Consider the following 18,127-nt stretch of genomic DNA (forward strand, 5'->3'; position numbering starts at 1 on the left):
CCACAGCAAAGGAAACGCCATGACCCAGGACGCCATCGACGTGCCGGTGACCGCCGCAGCGCACGAGCCGCTCCCGCCGGAGTTCTTCACGCACCCGCTGGAGGACCGCAACGCCCAGTACGCCGAGCTGCGTCAGACGTGCCCGGTCCGCGCCATCAACCACCCGCCCGGCGCCGAGGCCTACATCGTGTCCGACTACGAGATGGCGCTGAAGGCCTTCGGCGACCCGCGCATCTCGAAGTCGCTGGAGAACACCCCGAAGTGGTTCCGGGACCAGCTGTACGACAACAGCCCCGTGCAGTCCCGCAACATGCTCATCGCCGACGCCCCCGACCACTCCCGGCTCCGCAAGCTCGTCAGCAAGTCCTTCGTGCCGCGCCGCATGGAGAAGATGCGCCCCCGCATCCAGGAGATCGCCGACCAGCTCATCGACGCCCTTCCCGAGTCGGGCGAGGTCGACCTCATGGAGTTCGCCCGGGTGCTCCCGGTCATGGTGATCTTCGAATACCTCCGGGTGGACGTCGCGGACCGCGAGATGCTGTACGAGTGGTCGCACGTCCTCGGCGGCGCCCCGTACGCCGATGAGGAGGGCAACCAGCGCCTCAAGCAGGTCAGTTCGGCCTTCGAGCAGTACATCCTCGACCTGCTGGAGGCGCGCCGCTCCGACCTCGGTGACGACCTCGTGAGCCAGCTGCTCGTCGCGGCCGAGGAAGAGGACAAGTTCACCATCGACGAGATCGCCTCGACGATGTCGCTGGTGATCATCGCCGGGCAGCGGACCACCACCAACCTCATCGGCAACGGCCTCCACGCCCTGCTCACCCACAAGGACCAGTTCGACCTCCTCAAGGCCAGCCCGGAGCTTGTCGTGTCGGCCGTCGAGGAGTTCCTGAGGTTCGAATCGCCGAGCTACCGCGGCACCCTGCGCGTCGCGGCGCAGGACATGGAGATCGAAGGGGTCGAGATCGGCAAGGAGGCCTTCGTCCACCTGCTCATCGCCGCCGCCAACCGGGACCCGAAGATCTTCGACGAGCCCGACCGGCTGGACATCACCCGGGGATCGAACAAGCACCTCACCTTCGGCCACGGCGCGCACTACTGCCCCGGCGCCCCGCTCTCCCGCCTCGAAGGACACGTGGTCTTCCCGACCCTGCTGCGCCGCCTGTCCGGCATCACCCTGGCCGTCCCGGAAGAGGAGACCCAGTGGGTGTACGACAACTCGGTCAGCCGGGGCCTCGCCTCGCTGCCCGTGCGGTACGAGCGCCGGCTGCCCCGTGACACGGCGGCCGCGGCCGCCCCCGAGGCGTCGGGCTGCCCCGTGGCGCACGGGAGCGTGTGACCCCATGAAGATGCTCGTACTGGGCGGGACCGCCTTCCTGTCCCACGCCATCGCGGCGGAGGGGGTGCGCCGCGGCCACGACGTCGTCTGCGCGGCCCGCGGCACCTCGGGACGGGTGCCCGACGGCGCCACCCTCGTCAGGGTCGACCGGGACGCCCCCGACGGCCTGGAGCCGCTGGCCGGACAGCGGTTCGACGCCGTGGTGGACGTGGCGACCATGTCCTACCCGTGGGTGCGCGACGCGCTGACGGCCCTCGGAGCGCAAGCGTCCCACTGGACCTTCGTGTCCTCGATCAACGTGTACGCGGACGCGGTGACCACCGGTCAGGACGAGGACTCCGAGCTGCACGAGCCCGCCACGAGCGGGGCCGCCGCGGAGGAGCGCATCCAGCACCCCCACCTGTACGGCGGCATCAAGGTCGGATGCGAGAACGCCGTCCGCGAGGCCATGGGCGAGCGGGCCCTCATCGTGCGCTCCGGCCTGATCATCGGCCCCGGCGACGTCTCCGACCGGTTCGGCTACTGGCCCGCGAGGATCTCGCGGGGCGGCCGGGTCGTGGTCCCGGACGCCCTCGAGCAGCCCACGCAGCACATCGACGTACGCGACATGGCCACCTGGATCGTCGGAGCCGGCGAGCGGGGAACCGGCGGAACGTACAACGGCGTCGGGCCGGCCCGCCCCTTCGGCGAGCTGCTGGCCGCGGTCGTGAAGGCGGTCGGCACCCCGGACACCGCACTCGTACCGCTGTCCGCCGAGCTGCTGGAGGCGTCCGGGGTCCAGGTGTGGCGGGGCGAGAAGTCGCTGCCCCTGTGGGTTCCCCCGGAGGACTACGGGTTCATGGCGCACGACCACTCCCGGGCCCTCGCCGCGGGCCTGGTGCACCGGCCCTTCGAGGAGACGGTCGCCGACGTCCTCGCGTACGAGCGTGAACTGGGGCTCGACCGCGAGCGCAAGGCGGGACTCACCACGGCCGAGGAGCTGGCGCTGCTGGAAGCCGGGGCGCGGACGGAGACGACGGAGACGACGGAGAAGGGAGACCTCGTATGAGCACGGGTTCTTGGCAGCGGATCAGCGAGGGCGACCCGGAGAAGACGGTGCTCGCCGTCGACTTCGACTCCACCGCCCGCGCCGAGGCGGGTTTCCGCCGGTTCGCCCCGCTGCTGCCGCCGGGCCGGGACCTCTGGCTGACCTCCCAGCCGGACGCCGCCGAGACGGAGGTACTGGACGCCGAGGCCTACCTCGGGTGGTGGCGCGAGCTGCCCGGGAGCGCGCACGGCCACGTCGAGGCCGTCCTGGGCTACTGCGTGGGCGGCGTGTTCGCCGCCGCGCTGGCCGATCACATCGAGCGGCAGCAGGGCAGCCGGCCCGCGCTCCTGCTCTTCGATCCGGAGCCGGTCGACTCCCTCAGCCTCTACCGCGACTTCAAGAAGGCGGTCGACGCCATGTCGCTCCTGTCCGAGGAGGAGCGCGGCAGCCGGATCGCCGAAGCCCTGACCGTCTGCGAGATGGCGCGGGACGACTTCCGCTCCGGCGCGCTCGCGATCGTCAAGCTCTACGAGAGCGCCGCCGGACTCGCCTTCGACCGCCTGGGGCTGGACGAGGAGACGGCCGGGGACCTGATGGGGATGTTCCGCTCCTACGTGTCCTACCTGAACGGCGCCCAAGCGCTGGACCCCGCGGCGGGCTGGGCCAAGGCCCTCGCGCTGACCTCGGCGACGTCCAGTCCGGGCGCCCCGCTGGCGCTGCGGGAGCGGAGCTTCCCGCTCGGCACCGGGGAACTGCTGAACAACCAGGACGTGGCCGATGCCGTGCACGGCATCCTCAAGGAGCGCTCCGCATGAGCGTGCAGGAGATCGCAATGGAACAGGGCAACACCGCCGTACGGGACGGGGACCTCCCCCGCGAGGCGTCCGCGGGAGCGCTCCTCGACGCCCTCGGGGCCGACTGGCACGAGCTGGCGCTGGCCGCCGCCGCGGCCTACCAGCACCGGATGACCGCGGCCCGGGACATCGTCCTGGCCGTGGGCCCCCGCACGGTCCGGCTGTGGGTCGAACCCACGACGACCGTGGCCGACCTGACCGGCGAAGCGCGGGCGTACCTCGCGCGGAACGCCGGAAACACCGGGAACGCCGGGGACGCCGGGGACGCCGGAAACACCGGGAACGCCGGGGACGCTCCGCGGCCGGCGGACACGGACGCGCCGCCGGTCAGCGCCCGGGTGCTCTTCGCGGACGCCGCGGACACCGCGGCCGACAACGGGAACGGCGGGGACGGTGTGCCGGGCCACCCGGCCTGCGCTCTCGCCTTCGAGTTCGCCTTCGACCCGCGGACCGCCCGCCTGCGGGGCGGAGCCCGGGCCGCGCACGCCGGCGCGGGCTCGGACTCGGGCGCGGGCCGCACCGATCCGGAGGCGGCCGAACACGCCTGCCGCCTGGGCCACTTCACGCAGCGGCTGCTCGAAGCGGGAGCGACCGCCGAGATCGGCCGGATCGACCTGCTCACCCCGGCCGAGTACCGCCGCATCATGCACGAGTGGAACGACACGGCGCACGAGGTGCCGGACCTGACCCTCCCGGAACTGGTCCAGGCGAACGCGGCCGCGCACCCCGGGCGGCTCGCCGTCAGCCGCGACGGCGAGCGGCTGACCTACGCCGAACTGGACGCGCGGGCCAACCGGATCGCCCGGCTGCTGATCGCCTCGGGCGCGGGGGCCGGCGACATCGTGGCGATGGTGCTGCCGCGCTCCGTGGACTACGTCGTCACCTGCCTGGCCGTCACCAAGACGGGCGCCGCCTATCTGCCCGTGGACACGAGCTACCCGGTGGAGCGCATCAACCAGGTCCTCTCCGACGCCAACGCCTCCCACGTGGTGACCATCACCGGCCTGACCGGCTCGGTCCTGGTGGCCGCGGAGCAGCTCGTTCTGGACGACGAGGCCACCGTGGCCCGCCTGGACCGGAGCGACCCGACCAGCCCCACCGACGCCGACCGGCGCGCTCCGCTCACCCCCGACACCCCGGCCTACGTCCTTTACACCTCGGGCTCCACGGGACGCCCCAAGGGGGTGGTGGTCGCCCACCGGGCGATCACCAACCGGCTGCACCACATGCAGCACCAGATCCCGCTCGGCCCCGAAGACCGGCTCCTCCAGAAGACGCCGGCCGGGTTCGACGTCACCGTCCGCGAGGTCTTCTGGCCGCTGCTGGCGGGGGCCTCGATCGTCGTCGCCGACCCGGACGGGCACCGCGACCCGGCCTACCTGGCCGAGACGATCGCGGCCGAGAACATCACCATCGCCCACTTCGTCCCCTCGGGCCTGAAGGTCTTCCTCCAGGAGCCCGACGCGGCCAAGTGCGTCAGCCTGCGCCGTGTCGTCTGCGGCGGCGAGGCCCTGCCCGCGGAACTGCAGGCATGGTTCGCCTCCGTGCTGGAGGCCGACCTGTTCAACGTCTACGGCCCCACCGAGGCGGCGGTCGACGTCACCTCGATGCTGTGCCCGAGGAACCCGGAGCCCGGCCCGGTGCTGATCGGACGCCCCGTGTGGAACACCCGGCTGTACGTCCTCGACGAGCAGCGCCGCCAGCTCCCGCCCGGCGCGATCGGCGAGCTCTACCTCGCCGGTGTACAGCTGGCCGAGGGGTACCTGGGGCAGCCCGAGCTCACGGCCGACCGCTTCGTCGACGACCCGTACGGCGAACCCGGCGCACGCATGTACCGCTCGGGAGACGCGGCCCGCTGGCGCTCCGACGGCGTCATCGAGTTCTTCGGCCGGCTCGACCACCAGGTGAAGATCCGGGGCTTCCGGGTCGAGCTGGAGGAGATCGAATCGGTACTGCTGCGCGACGGGCAGCTCAGCCAGGCCGTGTGTCTCGTCCGCGAGGACACACCCGGAGACCAGCGGCTCGTGGCGTACCTCGTGTCCGCGACGGGGACCGCCCCGGACGTGGCGAAGCTGTCCGCCCAGGCCGAGGCGGCACTGCCCGACTACATGGTGCCCAGCGCGTTCGTCGTACTGGACGAGCTCCCGCTCACCCCGAACGAGAAGCTGGACCGCAAGGCCCTGCCCAAGCCGTCGGCTCCGGTGGCGCAGGCGGGCCGGGCGCCCGCCACGCCCGAGGAGCTCCTCGTGGCCGGGCTCTTCACCGAGCTGCTGGGCGTCGCCTCGGTCGGTGTCGAGCAGGAGTTCTTCGCCCTGGGCGGCAACTCCCTGCTCGCGAGCCGGCTGATCAACCAGCTCCACGAGCGCAGCGGCGTCCGGCTGCGCATCAAGAAGGTCTTCGAGGACTCGTCCGTACGGGCCATCGCGGGACTGATCAACCCGGCTCCCGCTCACGCACATTGACTTTCGGAAGGAGAGCCGGACCATGCGCACACTCAAAGTAGCCCTGCTCGGGTGCGGAGTGGTCGGCAGCGAGGTTGCCCGCTACCTGGACACCCACGCGGCCGAACTCACCGCACGCATCGGTGCACCCGTCGAGCTCGCCGGGGTCGCGGTGCGCCGGGACGGGCTGCCCCGCCCCGGCATACCCGAGCACCTCCTCACCACCGATGCCGACGGGCTGGTCACGCGGGGCGACATCGACGTCGTGGTCGAGGTCATCGGCGGCCTGGACCGGGCCCGCGACCTGATCACGACGGCGTTCGCCCACGGCGCCTCGGTGGTCAGCGCCAACAAGGCCCTGATCGCCGCCGAAGGCGCCGCCCTGCACACGGGCGCCGCGGCCCACGGCGTCGACCTCTACTACGAGGCCGCCGTCGCGGGCGCCATCCCCCTGCTGCGTCCGCTGCGCGAGTCGCTGGCCGGGGACCGGGTCAACCGCGTGCTCGGCATCGTCAACGGCACCACGAACTTCGTCCTCGACAAGATGGACTCCCTCGGCGCGGACTACCCGCAGGCGCTCAAGGAGGCGACGGCCCTCGGCTACGCGGAAGCCGACCCCACGGCCGATGTCGAGGGCCACGACGCGGCCGCCAAGGCCGCGATCCTGGCCGGGATCGCCTTCGACACCCGCGTCCGGGTGCAGGACGTGCACCGCGAGGGCATCACCGGGATCACCGCGGCCGACATCACCGCCGCCAAGGCCGCGGGCTGCGCGGTCAAACTCCTCGCCATCTGCGAGCGGGGCACCGACGGCGCGTCCGTGACGGTCCGCGTCCACCCGGCGATGATCCCGCTGGAGCACCCCCTGGCCGCCGTACGGGGCGCGTTCAACGCGGTGTTCGTGGAGGCGGACGCCGCCGGGCAGCTGATGTTCTACGGTCCGGGCGCGGGCGGTGCTCCCACCGCCAGCTCCGTCCTGGGTGACCTCGTCGCGGTCTGCCGCAACAAGCTGGCCGGGGTCACGGGCCCGGGCGCCACGACGTACGCCGAGCTCACCGTGCGACCCATGGGCGAGGTGGTCACCCGCTACCACGTCGGCCTCGACGTGGCCGACCGGCCGGCACTGCTCGCCGAGGTGGCCACCGTCCTCGCGGAACACGGCGTGTCGGTGGAGTCCTTCAACCAGCGCCGTCACGAGGGCGGTTGCTCGCTGGCCCTGTCCACCCACGAAGCCACCGACGCGGCGCTGTCCGCGGCGGTGGACACCCTGCGGGGCACGGCGGGCGTCCACGGCGTGACCAGCATCGTCCGCATCGAGGGGCGCTGAGCGGTTTGTCGCCGACCAGCCCGACACCGACCGGCCTGACATCGACCGGCCCGACATCGGCCGGCCCGACACCGACCGGCCCGACACCGACCGTGCCCGGCCCGACGGCCCCGGGCCGGACCTCCCCGGCAGGGACGGGCCGCGTCGCGGGCCGGCCGCCCCTGCCCGGCGCCCTGAGGCGGTTCTGCGCCGCGTCGGGCGTGTCCTCGCTCGGCGACGGCGCCTGTCTGACGGCCGCGCCGCTGCTGGCCGCGAGCCTGACCCGCGACCCGCTCCAGCTCTCCCTCGTCTCCGCGGCGGCCCTGCTCCCCTGGCTGTTCTCCGGCCTGGTGGGCGGGGCGCTCGTCGACCGGTGGGACCGCCGTCGCACCCTGTGGACGACCGACGCGGTGCGCGCCGTACTGGTGCTGACGGGGGTCGCCCTGGCCGCGACCGGCTGGATCGGGATCGGCCCGCTGGCCGCGCTGGCGTTCCTGCTGAGCGCCGGCCGGATCCTGTTCGACACCGCCGCCGCGGCGTACCTTCCGGAACTCGTGCGCGGGGAACCGGAATTGCCGAGGCGGGCCCGGGTGCGCCTGCGCGCGACGACGGACGTCACCGAGGGCGTCGCCGGACCGCTCGCGGGCGCGGCCCTGTTCACTCTGGGGCGCACCGTGCCGCTGGTCGCCGCCGCCCTGTCGTTCCTCTTCAGCGCGCTGGTGATCCGCTCCCTGCCCCCGGGCGCGCCTGCGCCCCGCGGTACGGGGAGCTCGGCCCTGAAGGATGCGCGGGCGGGCGCCCTGTACCTCGTACGCGATCCCCTGCTGCTCGGTCTGGCCCTGCGGTCGGCACTCTGCAATCTCGCCTTCGCCGCCGGCACCGCCGTCTTCGTCCTCTTCGCCCAGGAGGAACTCGGCCTCGGGCCGGTCGGTATCGGTGTGCTGCTCGCCGTCGAGGCCGCCGGGTGCTTCTTCGGCAGCCTGGTCTCGGGCCGGCTGACGGAGCGGGTCGGCACCGGTGGCGCGCTGGCACTGACGGCCGTCCTGCTCGCTTTCGCCCAGCTGGGCCTGGGACTCGCCGCCGGCCCGTTCGCGGCGGCGTGCGCCGTGCTCCTGCGGGCCGCGGCACTGGGTGCGACGACCGTACTGGCTCCCTCGGTACGCGAATCGGTACTGCCGGCCGAGCTCCTCGGCCCGGTCACCGCCGCGAGCCGGATCGCGGCCCTGGGCGCGGCCCCGCTGGGCGCGCTCCTCGGAGGCGGGCTGGCGGTCATGGGCGGCCTGCGCGCTCCCTACCTGATCGGTGCGGTCTTCCTGGCCGCCGGCGCGCTGGTCAGCCTCACGATGACGACAGGCCCTAGAGCAGCAGGTCGCGCTGCGCCGCCCGGTACCCGGCCTGGAAACGGCTGCGCGCGTCGAGCGAATCCATGAGCCCGGAGACCACCCGCCGGTAGGTCCGCAGCGCCATGCCCATCTCGCGGGCGGCCGCCTCGTCCTTGGTACCGAGCGTCAGCTGGCGCAGCACCTCGCGGGAGAGCGGGTGGAGGTCCCCGTCGGTTGCGGGCTCGTCCTCCCGTCCGGCGGGCGCGGGAGCCGTCAGGGACCGCACCAGCATCGAGGTGAAAGGGAGCTCACGGCCGATGAGGGCCCCGTTGCCATAGTCCTCCCGGTTCCGCGCCAGGACGACGATCGAGCGGTCGATGATCGCCATCCGCGGGGCGGCGTCCACCATCGAGTGGATCTGGATGCCGTCCTTCGCGAGCGCGGCGAGCGACCGCGCGTTCAGCGCCTGCGCGTCCCGTGCGGTCGGTGGGACATACATCTGCACGCTGACACCGGGGTCGCCGGTGATGCTGTGCGCCGCTGTGACGTCCACCTGCTGTCCGTCGAACGAACAGGAGCCGGGCACGGCCAGGAGCACTTCCGAACGCGCGCCCTGGATCGCATGGCGAATCTGCGTCGCACCGGCGAAGTTCATCTGCATGTCTCAGGCCTCCGGTTTGATTCCCGCTCGAGAGCCTAGGGAGACTTGCCTATCTTGTCAATTACTTGCCAACTCCTTGCCAGAAGATCAGCGGACATGATTGAGTAGCGGCATGCCACAGGGCGGGAAGCGGCCAAAAGGCACGGCGGTGGCAACCAGGAGACCAAGGGGAAAGCTGTGAAGCTGCACGTAAAGATCGTTTCCGCGCTGGTCGGCATACTCACCGTTGCCGCACTGGGAACCGGAGCTCAGGCTTCCGTTCCCAGCAGTGCCGACACGGTCGTCGCGGCATCCGCGGGCACCGTGACCCCCGCCCAGATGAACGAAATCGGCTGGCCGTAGCGCACGGAGGCCCTCGAGGGGCCGGCGGAATTGACAAGGTCAAGGAAAATGTCATCATTGGCACTGCTTAGACGTTGAATTGACAAAATTGCGGAATGAAGGGCAGCCTGGTGCGTATGCCAGGTCGTGGACATCGAGTCCCCGAGCAGCCGGTCTTCGGTCGCCGGCTGCGTGAGCTGCGGGTCGCCCGCGGTCTCTCGCAGGCCGAGCTGGTGGGTGCCGAACTCTCGGCCGCGTATCTCTCGCGGCTCGAGTCCGGAGCACGCCCTCCCACGGAACGCGTGCTGGCGCTGCTCTGCGCCCGGCTGGACGTCTCGCCGTCGGAGTTCCTGGCCCCGGTGAGCAGCCCGCTGGCACAGGCACTGGCCACGGTCGCCACTGTCGGCGAGTCTCCGCAGGCGGCCACCCTCCTGGAAGACGCCCTCCTGCGGGACGGCGAGGGCGATGCGGTCCTGCGCTGGCACGTGCAGTGGCTGCTCGCACGCTCCTACCAGGCCCAGGGCCGCGAGGCCGACGAGTTGCGGGTGCTGCGCGCCCTCGTGGCACTGAGCGACGAGATCGATCTTCCCGACCTCCAGGCCCGCTCGCAGGTGCGGCTCGCCCGCAGGCTCCGGGCGTCGGGCCAGCTGAACGAGGCGCGCACCGCCGCGGGCCACGCCCTCACCTGGGCGACCGAGTACAAGCTGCCCTTCCGCGACGTCGCCGAGGCGACCCTCACCATGATCTCGATCGACGCGGAGACCGGTCAGCTCGGCGACGCCCGCACACGGGCCGACCAGCTGATCCACGCCCTGTCCGAGGACTTCGCGGGCCCTCTCACCGACCAGATCCCGACGCGCCTCCAGGTGGAAGTGCTGTGGACCGCGGCCGGCGTGGCCGTCCGCCAGGGCGACCGCACGGGCACGGCCGAGCTGCTCCGGGCCGCGCTCGAGCGGATGCCCAGCAACGACGACCCGGTGCTGTGGATGCGCCTGCGCCTCGCCGCCGCCTCGATGTACCTGCAGATGGATCCGCGCGACACCGTCTGCGCGCGGCGCACCCTGGACGAGGCCGCCTCCGCCGCGGCCCTGGTCGGCATGCCGCTGCACCAGCTGGAAGTACTGCTCCTGCAGTGCCAACTGGCCTTCCACGAGGGCCGTTTCGCCGACGCCCGGGAGCTGAGCGACCGACTGGGCCCGCAGCCCGAGGGGATGAGCCGCCGGGACCACGTGGCACTGGAGATCCTGCGCAACCAGCTGGCCATCGTCGACGGCGACCGCGCCGCCGCACAGGCCGCCATGGAGCGCATCGCCAAGGAGGCCCGCGAGTCCGGCAACGTCGAACTCTCCGCCGAAGCCTGGCGCGCCCTCGCCGAATCCCTGTCCGCAGCCAACGGCACCACCCCCGGCTAGCCGGTCCCCCGGGGCAACAAAAAAGGTCCCCTGACCTGCGTTTTCGCAGGTCAGGGGACCTTTGTGCACTGTGGAGCCTAGGAGATTCGAACTCCTGACATCTGCCTTGCAAAGGCAGCGCTCTACCAACTGAGCTAAGGCCCCGAATGTGGACGTGCCGATCCCCCGCGAGCGAGTGACCGTTCCGTAGGACAGAGTACCGGGTGTACCCCCTCATCCCGCAAAATGATAGGGACTCCCGCCCCGCGACCACGCTCCGTAAGATGCACGCGAGGTTCGCACCAGCGAAGGGGAGTAGTAAGAGTGGACGCAGTACAGCAAGAGGCGACCGCCAGAGCCAGGGAACTCCAGCGGAGTTGGTACGGGGAGCCGCTCGGCGCGCTCTTCCGCCGGCTCATAGATGACCTCGGTTTGAACCAGGCCCGCCTCGCTGCCGTCCTCGGGCTGTCGGCACCGATGCTGTCCCAGCTGATGAGCGGCCAGCGGGCCAAGATCGGCAACCCCGCCGTGGTCCAGCGGGTCCAGGCGCTCCAGGATCTCGCCGGCCAGGTGGCCGACGGGAGTGTCAGCGCGGGCGAGGCCACCGACCGGATGGACGAGATCAAGAAGACCCAGGGAGGTTCCGTCCTCAGCAACAGCACCAGCCAGGCAGCCACCGGTTCCGGCGCACCCACCGTCAAGCGCGTCGTACGCGAGATCCAGTCGCTGCTGCGCTCGGTCTCCGCGGCCGGCGACATCATCGACGCGGCGGACACCCTCGCCCCGACCCACCCGGAACTGGCAGAGTTCCTCCGGGTGTACGGAGCGGGCCGCACCTCCGACGCCGTCGCGCACTACGAAGCGCACCAGAACTGACACGCGACGCACGCGACGGACACAGCTGACGACGGGGGACGGGCGCAGCAATGGGTGAGATCTTCGCCGGCCGGTACGAACTGATCGACCCGATCGGACGTGGCGGCGCCGGCGCCGTATGGCGTGCCTGGGACCACCGGCGCCGCCGCTACGTCGCAGCGAAGGTCCTCCTGCAGAGCGATGCCCACACCCTGCTGCGATTCGTCCGCGAGCAGGCGCTGCGGATCGATCACCCGCACGTACTGGCCCCGGCCAGCTGGGCGGCGGACGACGACAAGGTCCTCTTCACCATGGACCTCGTCGCCGGCGGTTCCCTCGCCCATGTGATCGGGGACTACGGGGCCCTGCCGCCCCGGTTCGTCTGCACACTGCTCGACCAGCTCCTGTCGGGGCTGGCGGCGGTGCACGCGGAGGGTGTCATCCACCGTGACGTCAAACCGGCCAACATCCTGATGGAGGCCACCGGAACCGGGCGGCCGCACCTGCGGCTGTCCGACTTCGGCATCGCCATGCGCAAGGGCGAGCCCCGGCTGACCGAGACCGCCTACCTGGTCGGTACGCCCGGCTATCTCGCGCCCGAACAACTCCTCGGCTCCGAGCCGGACTTCACCGCCGACCTGTTCGCCGTCGGACTGGTCGGCCTCTACCTTCTCCAGGGCACCAAGCCCGACTACCAGGCCCTCGTGGAGCAGTTCTTCACCCACGGCACCCCCGATGCCCCCGAGGGCGTTCCCGCGCCGCTGTGGGACGTCCTGGCGGCGCTGCTCCAGCCGGACCCCCGGAGCAGGTTCCAGACGGCCACCGGGGCGCGCAGGGCCCTCGCCGAGGCCGTGGAACTCCTGCCCCCGCCCGGCCCGGACGCGGATCCGGCCGGGGTGGTCGAGGTGTTCGACCAACTGGGCCCGGTGCCCGCCGGTTTCACGCCCCGCACGCTCCGGGAACCGGGGTACGAGACCCCTCCGACGGCCCCGCCCACCGTGCCCGCGCAGCCCGCCGGTACCCCCGCACCCGTCACCGCTCCCCCCGGGGTCTTCGGGCCCTCGGAGACGGGCAGCTTCCACCTCCCGCCGCCCCTCCTCGCCACCGCACCGGCACCGCAGACACCGCAGGCTCCGACGCCGCAGGCTCCGACACCGACAACGCCGGTGCCGACGACGGCCCCGTACCAGCACCAGGCCCAGCACCAGGCCCAGCAGCCCACGCCTCCCGCCGCGCCCGCCGTGCCCCGTACGACCGGGCTCGCGCCCCCGCCCGCGAAGGTCACCGCCGGGATCGTGCTCGCCGCCGTACTGTGCTTCGCCGTCGGCATCTGGGCCCTGACCCGGATCTAGGCCTGTCCCAGGGCCTGTCCTAGTGCCTGTCCCAGGGCCTGTCCCAGGGCCTGTCCTAGTGCCTGTCCTAGTGCCTGTCCTGGGGCGCCCGGCGCCGGGCCAGCAGGATCCAGCCGCCCAGGACGAGCAGCAGCAGCGTCCCCGTGCCGAAGCCGGCGCCCGCGACGACCCGCATCACCGACCGGTTCGCGGCGGCGGCATCGGCCTCCACGGCCGTGGTGCCCTCCTTGGCCGCCGTACGGTCCTCGGTCCCCACCCCGAACCCGGCGGCCCCGAGGTCCTCCGCGTAGGCCGGGGCCTTGCCCGGCGTGCCGATGATCTGCGTACGCAGGGTCAGCGGGACGGGCACCGCGTCCTGGATGAACTCCCCGACCTTCCCCGCCATGGTCACCGCGACGTAGTACCAGCCGGCCACCCGGACCGCCCCGACCTTCCGGTCGGAGGCGAAGCGGTTCTCGTAGGCCACCGGCGCCGTCCGCGGCAGGGTGAGCCCCGCCTGCTTCCCGTCGTAGGAAGTGTCCTCGGCGTCGATCAGCGACCGGTACGGGCTGTACAGCGACACGGAGAGCCCCGGCGATGCGTACCCGGAGTCCATCGTCGGCTTGCCCGCGGAGAGTTCTGCGGCGAGGCCCAACTGCTGTCCCCAGTCGAGGGGCACCCGGTAGAAGCGGGTCTGCCCCGGCCGCAGCGCGTCGCTCCAGACCCCGGTGTCCAGGGCCCGCGCGTCGTTGAAGCCGGTCCCGCCGGAGCGGGCCGCCGCGTCGCTGCCCGGCAGGGTCGGGGAGGCGGAGGGCCAGACGCTCGGAGCGGAGGTGGGCCCGGCGGCGGCGCCGCCGAGTTTCGGCTCGCGCTGGACCCGCAGCTCCAGGGGCCAGTCCGCCGTGTCTCCGCCCTTGCCCATCTCGCGCGTGACCTTGACGTAGTAGGTGCCGACCCCCTGGCACTCGGCGTCCTCCTTCAGGATCCGGGCCCCCACGGCGCTGAGGGGGGCGGGATCGTAGCCGAAGGACGCCCGCCCCGGGCTGCCCAGGCAGCCGTGGTTCTCGATGTCGAGGACGTTCACTTCCAGGCCGTCGCTGTAGCTGACCTTGGCGCCGCCCGGGGGCTGGAGCACGGCGGAGACGTACACGGTCGAACTGTCGTCGAGGTAGAGCCGGTAGTACCGCTCCCCCGGCGCCATCGAGTCCTTGTAGACCGAGCCGGCCTTCAACTCCGGTGCGCCCGCCGTGGAGGGCTTGCCCGTGACCGCTCGCGCCCCGTCCGCGCCCCGGTAGGCGGGCACCGGCTGCGGGGCCGTGTCCGCGTCCGCGGCCCCCGGCAGGGCCGCGACCAGGCCGAGGGCGGCCAGCGCCGCCGCAGCGGCCGTCCGTACCCGACGTACCCCACCCATCACACGCACCCACCCCGAGTTTGCCAACGCAAGCAAGTTCTTTGCATATCGCAATATTTCGTCACAGAGCAGCACAAAGCCCCGACCGCAGCGGCAGTCGGGGCTCTGGGATCAACCTCGGGTCTCACACACCGGAACCAGAAGGCACGGAGTCGGTTGCCTCCGTCCACAGGTCCTGCTCCGCACGGTCCGCCTGGATCTGGCGGTACACGAGGAGCCCGCCGATGGCGGCCAGTGCGACCAGGAGCAGCTTCTTCACCGCGCGACCTCGTCTTTCGTTGACGTAGGGGACTTCTGGCGCCCAACAATACACACCGACCGATACCGATCGGTGACCTCCCACTGCACCAACTGGCCCAACGACAAAGACCCCCAGGCCATGGGCCTGGGGGTCTTCGACACTGTGGGGCTAACAGGATTTGAACCTGTGGCCTCATCCTTATCAGGGATGCGCTCTAACCAACTGAGCTATAGCCCCATCCGCGCTGCGCGCTGACTTCTGAAGGTTAGCGCACAGACCCGGTGACTCCAAAATCGATAGTGGCGACCCGTCTGCGCAGGTCATCCACCCCGTTCTCGGAGGCCTACTCGTCCTCGGCGAGCGTCAGCTCCACACCGCCGACGAAGCCCGCCGACAGGTTGTAGATGAACGCGCCCAGGGTCGCCAGCGCCGTCATGAGCACCACGTCGATGACCGAGATCACCGACGTGAAGATCAGAACGCGCGGCAGCGACAGGAAGCTCTGGAGGTCGAAGCCGTTGCTCTCGTTCGAGCCGGTCGCCTCGCTGATCGTCCCGCCGACGCTGGAGAAGATGCCCATGGCGTCCATGACCATCCACAGCACCACCGACGCCACGATCGTGCAGACGCCCAGCGCGATCGACAGCAGGAAGCTGACCTTCATCACCGACCAGGGGTCGGCCTTGGCCACCCTGAGCCGCGCCTTGCGCGTCCTGGGTGCCATGCGGGCCCCCGTGCGCGGCTTGCGCTGCGCACCGGGATCGCCCGCCCCCCGCGGCGCCCCGGGCCCCTGGGGCGCCGAGTACGCCTGCGGCGGCTGGTACGGCGGCTGAGGGCCGGCCTGCGCCTGAGGCGACTGAGGCGGCTGCGGCCCTCGGGTGTCCGTCACGGTTCCCCCCTGGGAGTCCGCGGCGGGGCCACGGGCACCGTTCGCTCCAGTGTTGGCCGGTCCGGCGCCCGTGGCTCCGCTCACGCTTACTCCTCGTGCTCCCCAGCCGAGGGCTCCGTGCCCTCGGCGGCCTCCACGGCCTGTCCTTCGACAGCCGTGTCGGTCCCGATCTCGTTCTCGCTGTCGTCGGCCTCGTCAGTTTCCTGACCGGCCTCCGCGTTGCGGGCGATGCCGACGACGGCATCGCGCTTGCCCAGGTTGATCAGCTGGACGCCCATGGTGTCACGGCCGGTCTCCCGTACTTCGTTGACGCGCGTACGAATCACACCACCGCTGAGCGTGATGGCGAGGATTTCGTCCGTTTCGTCGACCACGAGCGCCCCGACGAGCGAGCCGCGGTCCTCCACGATCTTCGCGGCCTTGATGCCCAGTCCACCACGGCCCTGGACGCGATACTCCTCCACCGGCGTCCGCTTGGCATAGCCGCCGTCGGTCGCGGTGAAGACGAACGTACCGGGCCGGACCACGCTCATGGAGAGCAGTTCGTCCCCTCCTCGGAAACTCATGCCCTTCACGCCCGAAGTGGCGCGGCCCATCGGGCGCAGCGCGTCGTCCGTCGCCGTGAAGCGGATCGACTGCGCCTTCTTGCTGATGAGCAGCAGGTCGTCCTCGGCGGACACCAGCTCGGCGCCGATCAGCTCGTCGTCGCTGCCGTCCTCGGTCTCCCGGAGGTTGATCGCGATGACGCCGCCCGAACGGGGCGAGTCGTAGTCCTTGAGCGCCGTCTTCTTCACCAGGCCGCCCTTGGTGGCCAGGATCAGGTACGGGGTGGCCTCGTAGTCGCGGATCGCCAGGATCTGGGCGATCTTCTCGTCCGGCTGGAAGGCCAGCAGGTTCGCCACGTGCTGCCCGCGGGCGTCACGGCCGGCGTCCGGGAGCTCGTAGGCCTTGGAGCGGTAGACCCGGCCCTTGTTCGTGAAGAACAGCAGCCAGTGGTGCGTGGTGGACACGAAGAAGTGGTCGACGAGGTCGTCCTGCTTCAGCTTCGTGCCGCGCACGCCCTTGCCGCCGCGCTTCTGCGAGCGGTAGTCCTCGGTCTTGGTGCGCTTGACGTACCCGCCGTGGGTGATCGTGACGACGATGTCCTCTTCGGCGATCAGGTCCTCCATCGACATGTCGCCGTCGAAGGGCACCAGCTTGGAACGCCGGTCGTCGCCGAACTTCTCGACGATGGCCGCCAGTTCCTCGCTGACGATCTGACGCTGGCGCTCCTCGGAGGCCAGGATCGCGTTGTACTCGTTGATCTTGGCCTGGAGCTCGTCGTGCTCGGCGACGATCTTCTGCCGCTCCAGGGCCGCGAGGCGGCGGAGCTGCATCTCGAGGATCGCGTTCGCCTGGATCTCGTCGATCGACAGCAGGCCCATCAGGCCCTCGCGGGCGATCTCGACCGTGTTGCTGCGCCGGATCAGCGCGATGACCTCGTCGATCGCGTCCAGTGCCTTGAGCAGACCGCGCAGGATGTGGGCGCGCTCCTCCGCCTTGCGCAGGCGGAACTTCGTGCGCCGGACGATGACCTCGATCTGGTGGGTCACCCAGTGGCGGATGAAGGCGTCGATCGACAGCGTGCGCGGCACGCCGTCCACCAGCGCCAGCATGTTCGCGCCGAAGTTCGTCTGCAGGTCGGTGTGCTTGTAGAGGTTGTTCAGCACGACCTTGGCGACGGCGTCGCGCTTGAGGACGATCACCAGGCGCTGGCCGGTCCGGGACGAGGTCTCGTCGCGGACGTCGGCGATGCCGCCGACCTTGCCGTCCTTCACCAGGTCGGCGATCTTCTGCGCCAGGTTGTCGGGGTTGGTCTGGTACGGAAGCTCCGTGACCACCAGGCACTGGCGGTTCTGGATCTCCTCGACCTCGACCACCGCGCGCATCGTGATGGAGCCGCGACCGGTCCGGTACGCCTCCTCGATGCCCTTGCGGCCCACGACCAGGGCGCCCGACGGGAAGTCCGGGCCCTTGATCCGCTCGATGAGCGCGTCCTGGAGCTCCTCGTGCGAGGCCTCCGGGTGCTCCAGCGCCCACTGGGCACCGGCCGCGACCTCGCGCAGGTTGTGCGGCGGGATGTTGGTGGCCATGCCCACCGCGATGCCGGCGGAGCCGTTGATCAGCAGGTTCGGGAACCGTGCCGGCAGGACGGTCGGCTCCTGGTTGCGGCCGTCGTAGTTGTCCTTGAAGTCGACGGTCTCCTCGTCGATGTCCCGGAGCATCTCCATGGCCAGCGGCATGAGCTTGCACTCGGTGTAGCGCATCGCGGCCGCCGGGTCGTTGCCCGGGGAGCCGAAGTTGCCGTTGGAGTCCACGAGCGGCATGCGCAGCGACCACGGCTGGGCCAGGCGGACCAGGGCGTCGTAGATCGAGGAGTCGCCGTGCGGGTGGTACGTGCCCATGACGTCACCGACGACGCGGGCGCACTTGTAGAAGCCCTTCTCGGGCCGGTAACCGCCGTCGTACATCGCGTACAGCACACGACGGTGGACCGGCTTGAGGCCGTCCCGTACGTCGGGCAGCGCGCGGGAGACGATGACGGACATCGCGTAGTCGAGATAGGAGCGCTGCATCTCGGTTTCGAGCCCGACGGGCTCGATGCGCATGACGGGCTGCTCCTGCGCGGAGTCCGCGGCGGTGGGGGTGATTTCGTCGGCCATTGCTGGTCAGAAGTCCTTTCGGGCGGTCAGCTGAGC

15 protein-coding genes and 2 tRNA genes are annotated in these 18,127 nt (G+C 71.2%); 10 read left to right on the forward strand and 7 right to left on the reverse strand.

Annotated features, from left to right (window positions below; all coding sequences use genetic code 11):
* The first annotated feature begins 19 nt into the window (after nt 1–19).
* From ACFYM0_RS16000 to ACFYM0_RS16025, 6 genes are all read left to right on the forward strand, one after another.
* Nucleotides 20–1,339, forward strand: coding sequence for a cytochrome P450 (locus tag ACFYM0_RS16000; RefSeq protein WP_388501415.1), 1,320 nt, complete (start codon nt 20–22; stop codon nt 1,337–1,339).
* Nucleotides 1,340–1,343: 4 nt separating this feature from the next.
* Entirely contained in the window at nt 1,344–2,387 is a 1,044-nt protein-coding gene (locus ACFYM0_RS16005) for an NAD-dependent epimerase/dehydratase family protein (RefSeq protein ID WP_388501418.1), read from the forward strand.
* The gene (locus ACFYM0_RS16010) at nt 2,384–3,181 is read left to right on the forward strand and encodes a hypothetical protein (RefSeq protein ID WP_388501421.1); all 798 of its coding nucleotides are present in this window, start codon (nt 2,384–2,386) and stop codon (nt 3,179–3,181) included. The genes ACFYM0_RS16005 and ACFYM0_RS16010 overlap by 4 nt, the downstream gene beginning before the upstream one ends.
* Nucleotides 3,178–5,682, forward strand: coding sequence for an amino acid adenylation domain-containing protein (locus ACFYM0_RS16015; RefSeq protein WP_388501424.1), 2,505 nt, complete (start codon nt 3,178–3,180; stop codon nt 5,680–5,682). The genes ACFYM0_RS16010 and ACFYM0_RS16015 overlap by 4 nt, the downstream gene beginning before the upstream one ends.
* Before the next feature lie 22 nt (nt 5,683–5,704).
* Nucleotides 5,705–6,988, forward strand: a complete 1,284-nt coding sequence (locus ACFYM0_RS16020; protein ID WP_388501426.1) for a homoserine dehydrogenase — start codon at nt 5,705–5,707, stop codon at nt 6,986–6,988.
* Between the two features lie 92 nt (nt 6,989–7,080).
* Nucleotides 7,081–8,397, forward strand: a complete 1,317-nt coding sequence (locus tag ACFYM0_RS16025; protein ID WP_388501429.1) for an MFS transporter — start codon at nt 7,081–7,083, stop codon at nt 8,395–8,397.
* On the opposite strand, the gene ACFYM0_RS16030 is transcribed toward ACFYM0_RS16025, so the two are convergent.
* Entirely contained in the window at nt 8,324–8,950 is a 627-nt protein-coding gene (locus tag ACFYM0_RS16030) for a hypothetical protein (RefSeq protein WP_388501432.1), read from the reverse strand. The two genes, ACFYM0_RS16025 and ACFYM0_RS16030, sit on opposite strands and share 74 nt — an antisense overlap.
* A gap of 177 nt (nt 8,951–9,127) precedes the next feature.
* On the opposite strand from ACFYM0_RS16030, the gene ACFYM0_RS16035 reads away from it, so the two are divergent.
* On the forward strand, nt 9,128–9,292 hold the full coding sequence (locus ACFYM0_RS16035) for a hypothetical protein (protein WP_388501434.1): 165 nt from the start codon (nt 9,128–9,130) through the stop codon (nt 9,290–9,292).
* A gap of 116 nt (nt 9,293–9,408) precedes the next feature.
* The gene (locus ACFYM0_RS16040) at nt 9,409–10,683 is read left to right on the forward strand and encodes a helix-turn-helix domain-containing protein (protein ID WP_388501437.1); all 1,275 of its coding nucleotides are present in this window, start codon (nt 9,409–9,411) and stop codon (nt 10,681–10,683) included.
* 71 nt (nt 10,684–10,754) lie between these two features.
* Here ACFYM0_RS16040 and ACFYM0_RS16045 read toward each other — a convergent pair.
* Nucleotides 10,755–10,827, reverse strand: a tRNA-Ala gene (locus ACFYM0_RS16045).
* A gap of 159 nt (nt 10,828–10,986) precedes the next feature.
* Between ACFYM0_RS16045 and ACFYM0_RS16050 the strand changes: the two genes are divergently transcribed.
* Nucleotides 10,987–11,538, forward strand: a complete 552-nt coding sequence (locus ACFYM0_RS16050) for a DNA-binding protein (RefSeq protein ID WP_243331094.1) — start codon at nt 10,987–10,989, stop codon at nt 11,536–11,538.
* A 50-nt stretch (nt 11,539–11,588) separates the two neighbouring features.
* A complete protein-coding gene (locus ACFYM0_RS16055; protein WP_388501440.1) occupies nt 11,589–12,869 on the forward strand; it encodes a serine/threonine-protein kinase in 1,281 nt (426 codons plus the stop codon).
* 67 nt (nt 12,870–12,936) lie between these two features.
* Here the strand turns inward: ACFYM0_RS16055 and ACFYM0_RS16060 are convergent, their stop codons facing one another.
* The 5 genes from ACFYM0_RS16060 to gyrA all read right to left on the reverse strand — a co-directional run bounded on the left by ACFYM0_RS16060 (nt 12,937) and on the right by gyrA (nt 18,091).
* The gene (locus ACFYM0_RS16060) at nt 12,937–14,259 is read right to left on the reverse strand and encodes a hypothetical protein (RefSeq protein WP_388501442.1); all 1,323 of its coding nucleotides are present in this window, start codon (nt 14,257–14,259) and stop codon (nt 12,937–12,939) included.
* Between the two features lie 124 nt (nt 14,260–14,383).
* A complete protein-coding gene (locus ACFYM0_RS16065) occupies nt 14,384–14,518 on the reverse strand; it encodes a DLW-39 family protein (RefSeq protein WP_208809277.1) in 135 nt (44 codons plus the stop codon).
* A 145-nt stretch (nt 14,519–14,663) separates the two neighbouring features.
* A tRNA-Ile gene (locus ACFYM0_RS16070) sits at nt 14,664–14,737 on the reverse strand.
* Nucleotides 14,738–14,843: 106 nt separating this feature from the next.
* Entirely contained in the window at nt 14,844–15,473 is a 630-nt protein-coding gene (locus ACFYM0_RS16075; RefSeq protein WP_388501445.1) for a DUF3566 domain-containing protein, read from the reverse strand.
* 2 nt (nt 15,474–15,475) lie between these two features.
* Nucleotides 15,476–18,091, reverse strand: coding sequence for a DNA gyrase subunit A (gene gyrA, locus ACFYM0_RS16080; RefSeq protein WP_388501447.1), 2,616 nt, complete (start codon nt 18,089–18,091; stop codon nt 15,476–15,478).
* Nucleotides 18,092–18,127 lie beyond the last annotated feature (36 nt).

Origin of the sequence: Streptomyces sp. NPDC006487 (assembly GCF_042870555.1) — a bacterium.
GTDB lineage: Bacteria > Actinomycetota > Actinomycetes > Streptomycetales > Streptomycetaceae > Streptomyces.

Excerpts from the sequence above, each read along its gene's own strand:
- ACFYM0_RS16000 (WP_388501415.1), top strand. The coding sequence starts at position 20 with ATGACCCAGGACGCCATCGACGTGCCGGTGACCGCCGCAGCGCACGAG.
- ACFYM0_RS16005 (WP_388501418.1), top strand. The coding sequence starts at position 1,344 with ATGAAGATGCTCGTACTGGGCGGGACCGCCTTCCTGTCCCACGCCATC.
- ACFYM0_RS16010 (WP_388501421.1), top strand. The coding sequence starts at position 2,384 with ATGAGCACGGGTTCTTGGCAGCGGATCAGCGAGGGCGACCCGGAGAAG.
- ACFYM0_RS16015 (WP_388501424.1), top strand. The coding sequence starts at position 3,178 with ATGAGCGTGCAGGAGATCGCAATGGAACAGGGCAACACCGCCGTACGG.
- ACFYM0_RS16020 (WP_388501426.1), top strand. The coding sequence starts at position 5,705 with ATGCGCACACTCAAAGTAGCCCTGCTCGGGTGCGGAGTGGTCGGCAGC.
- ACFYM0_RS16030 (WP_388501432.1), bottom strand. The coding sequence starts at position 8,950 with ATGCAGATGAACTTCGCCGGTGCGACGCAGATTCGCCATGCGATCCAG.
- ACFYM0_RS16040 (WP_388501437.1), top strand. The coding sequence starts at position 9,409 with ATGCCAGGTCGTGGACATCGAGTCCCCGAGCAGCCGGTCTTCGGTCGC.
- ACFYM0_RS16055 (WP_388501440.1), top strand. The coding sequence starts at position 11,589 with ATGGGTGAGATCTTCGCCGGCCGGTACGAACTGATCGACCCGATCGGA.
- ACFYM0_RS16060 (WP_388501442.1), bottom strand. The coding sequence starts at position 14,259 with ATGGGTGGGGTACGTCGGGTACGGACGGCCGCTGCGGCGGCGCTGGCC.
- gyrA (WP_388501447.1), bottom strand. The coding sequence starts at position 18,091 with ATGGCCGACGAAATCACCCCCACCGCCGCGGACTCCGCGCAGGAGCAG.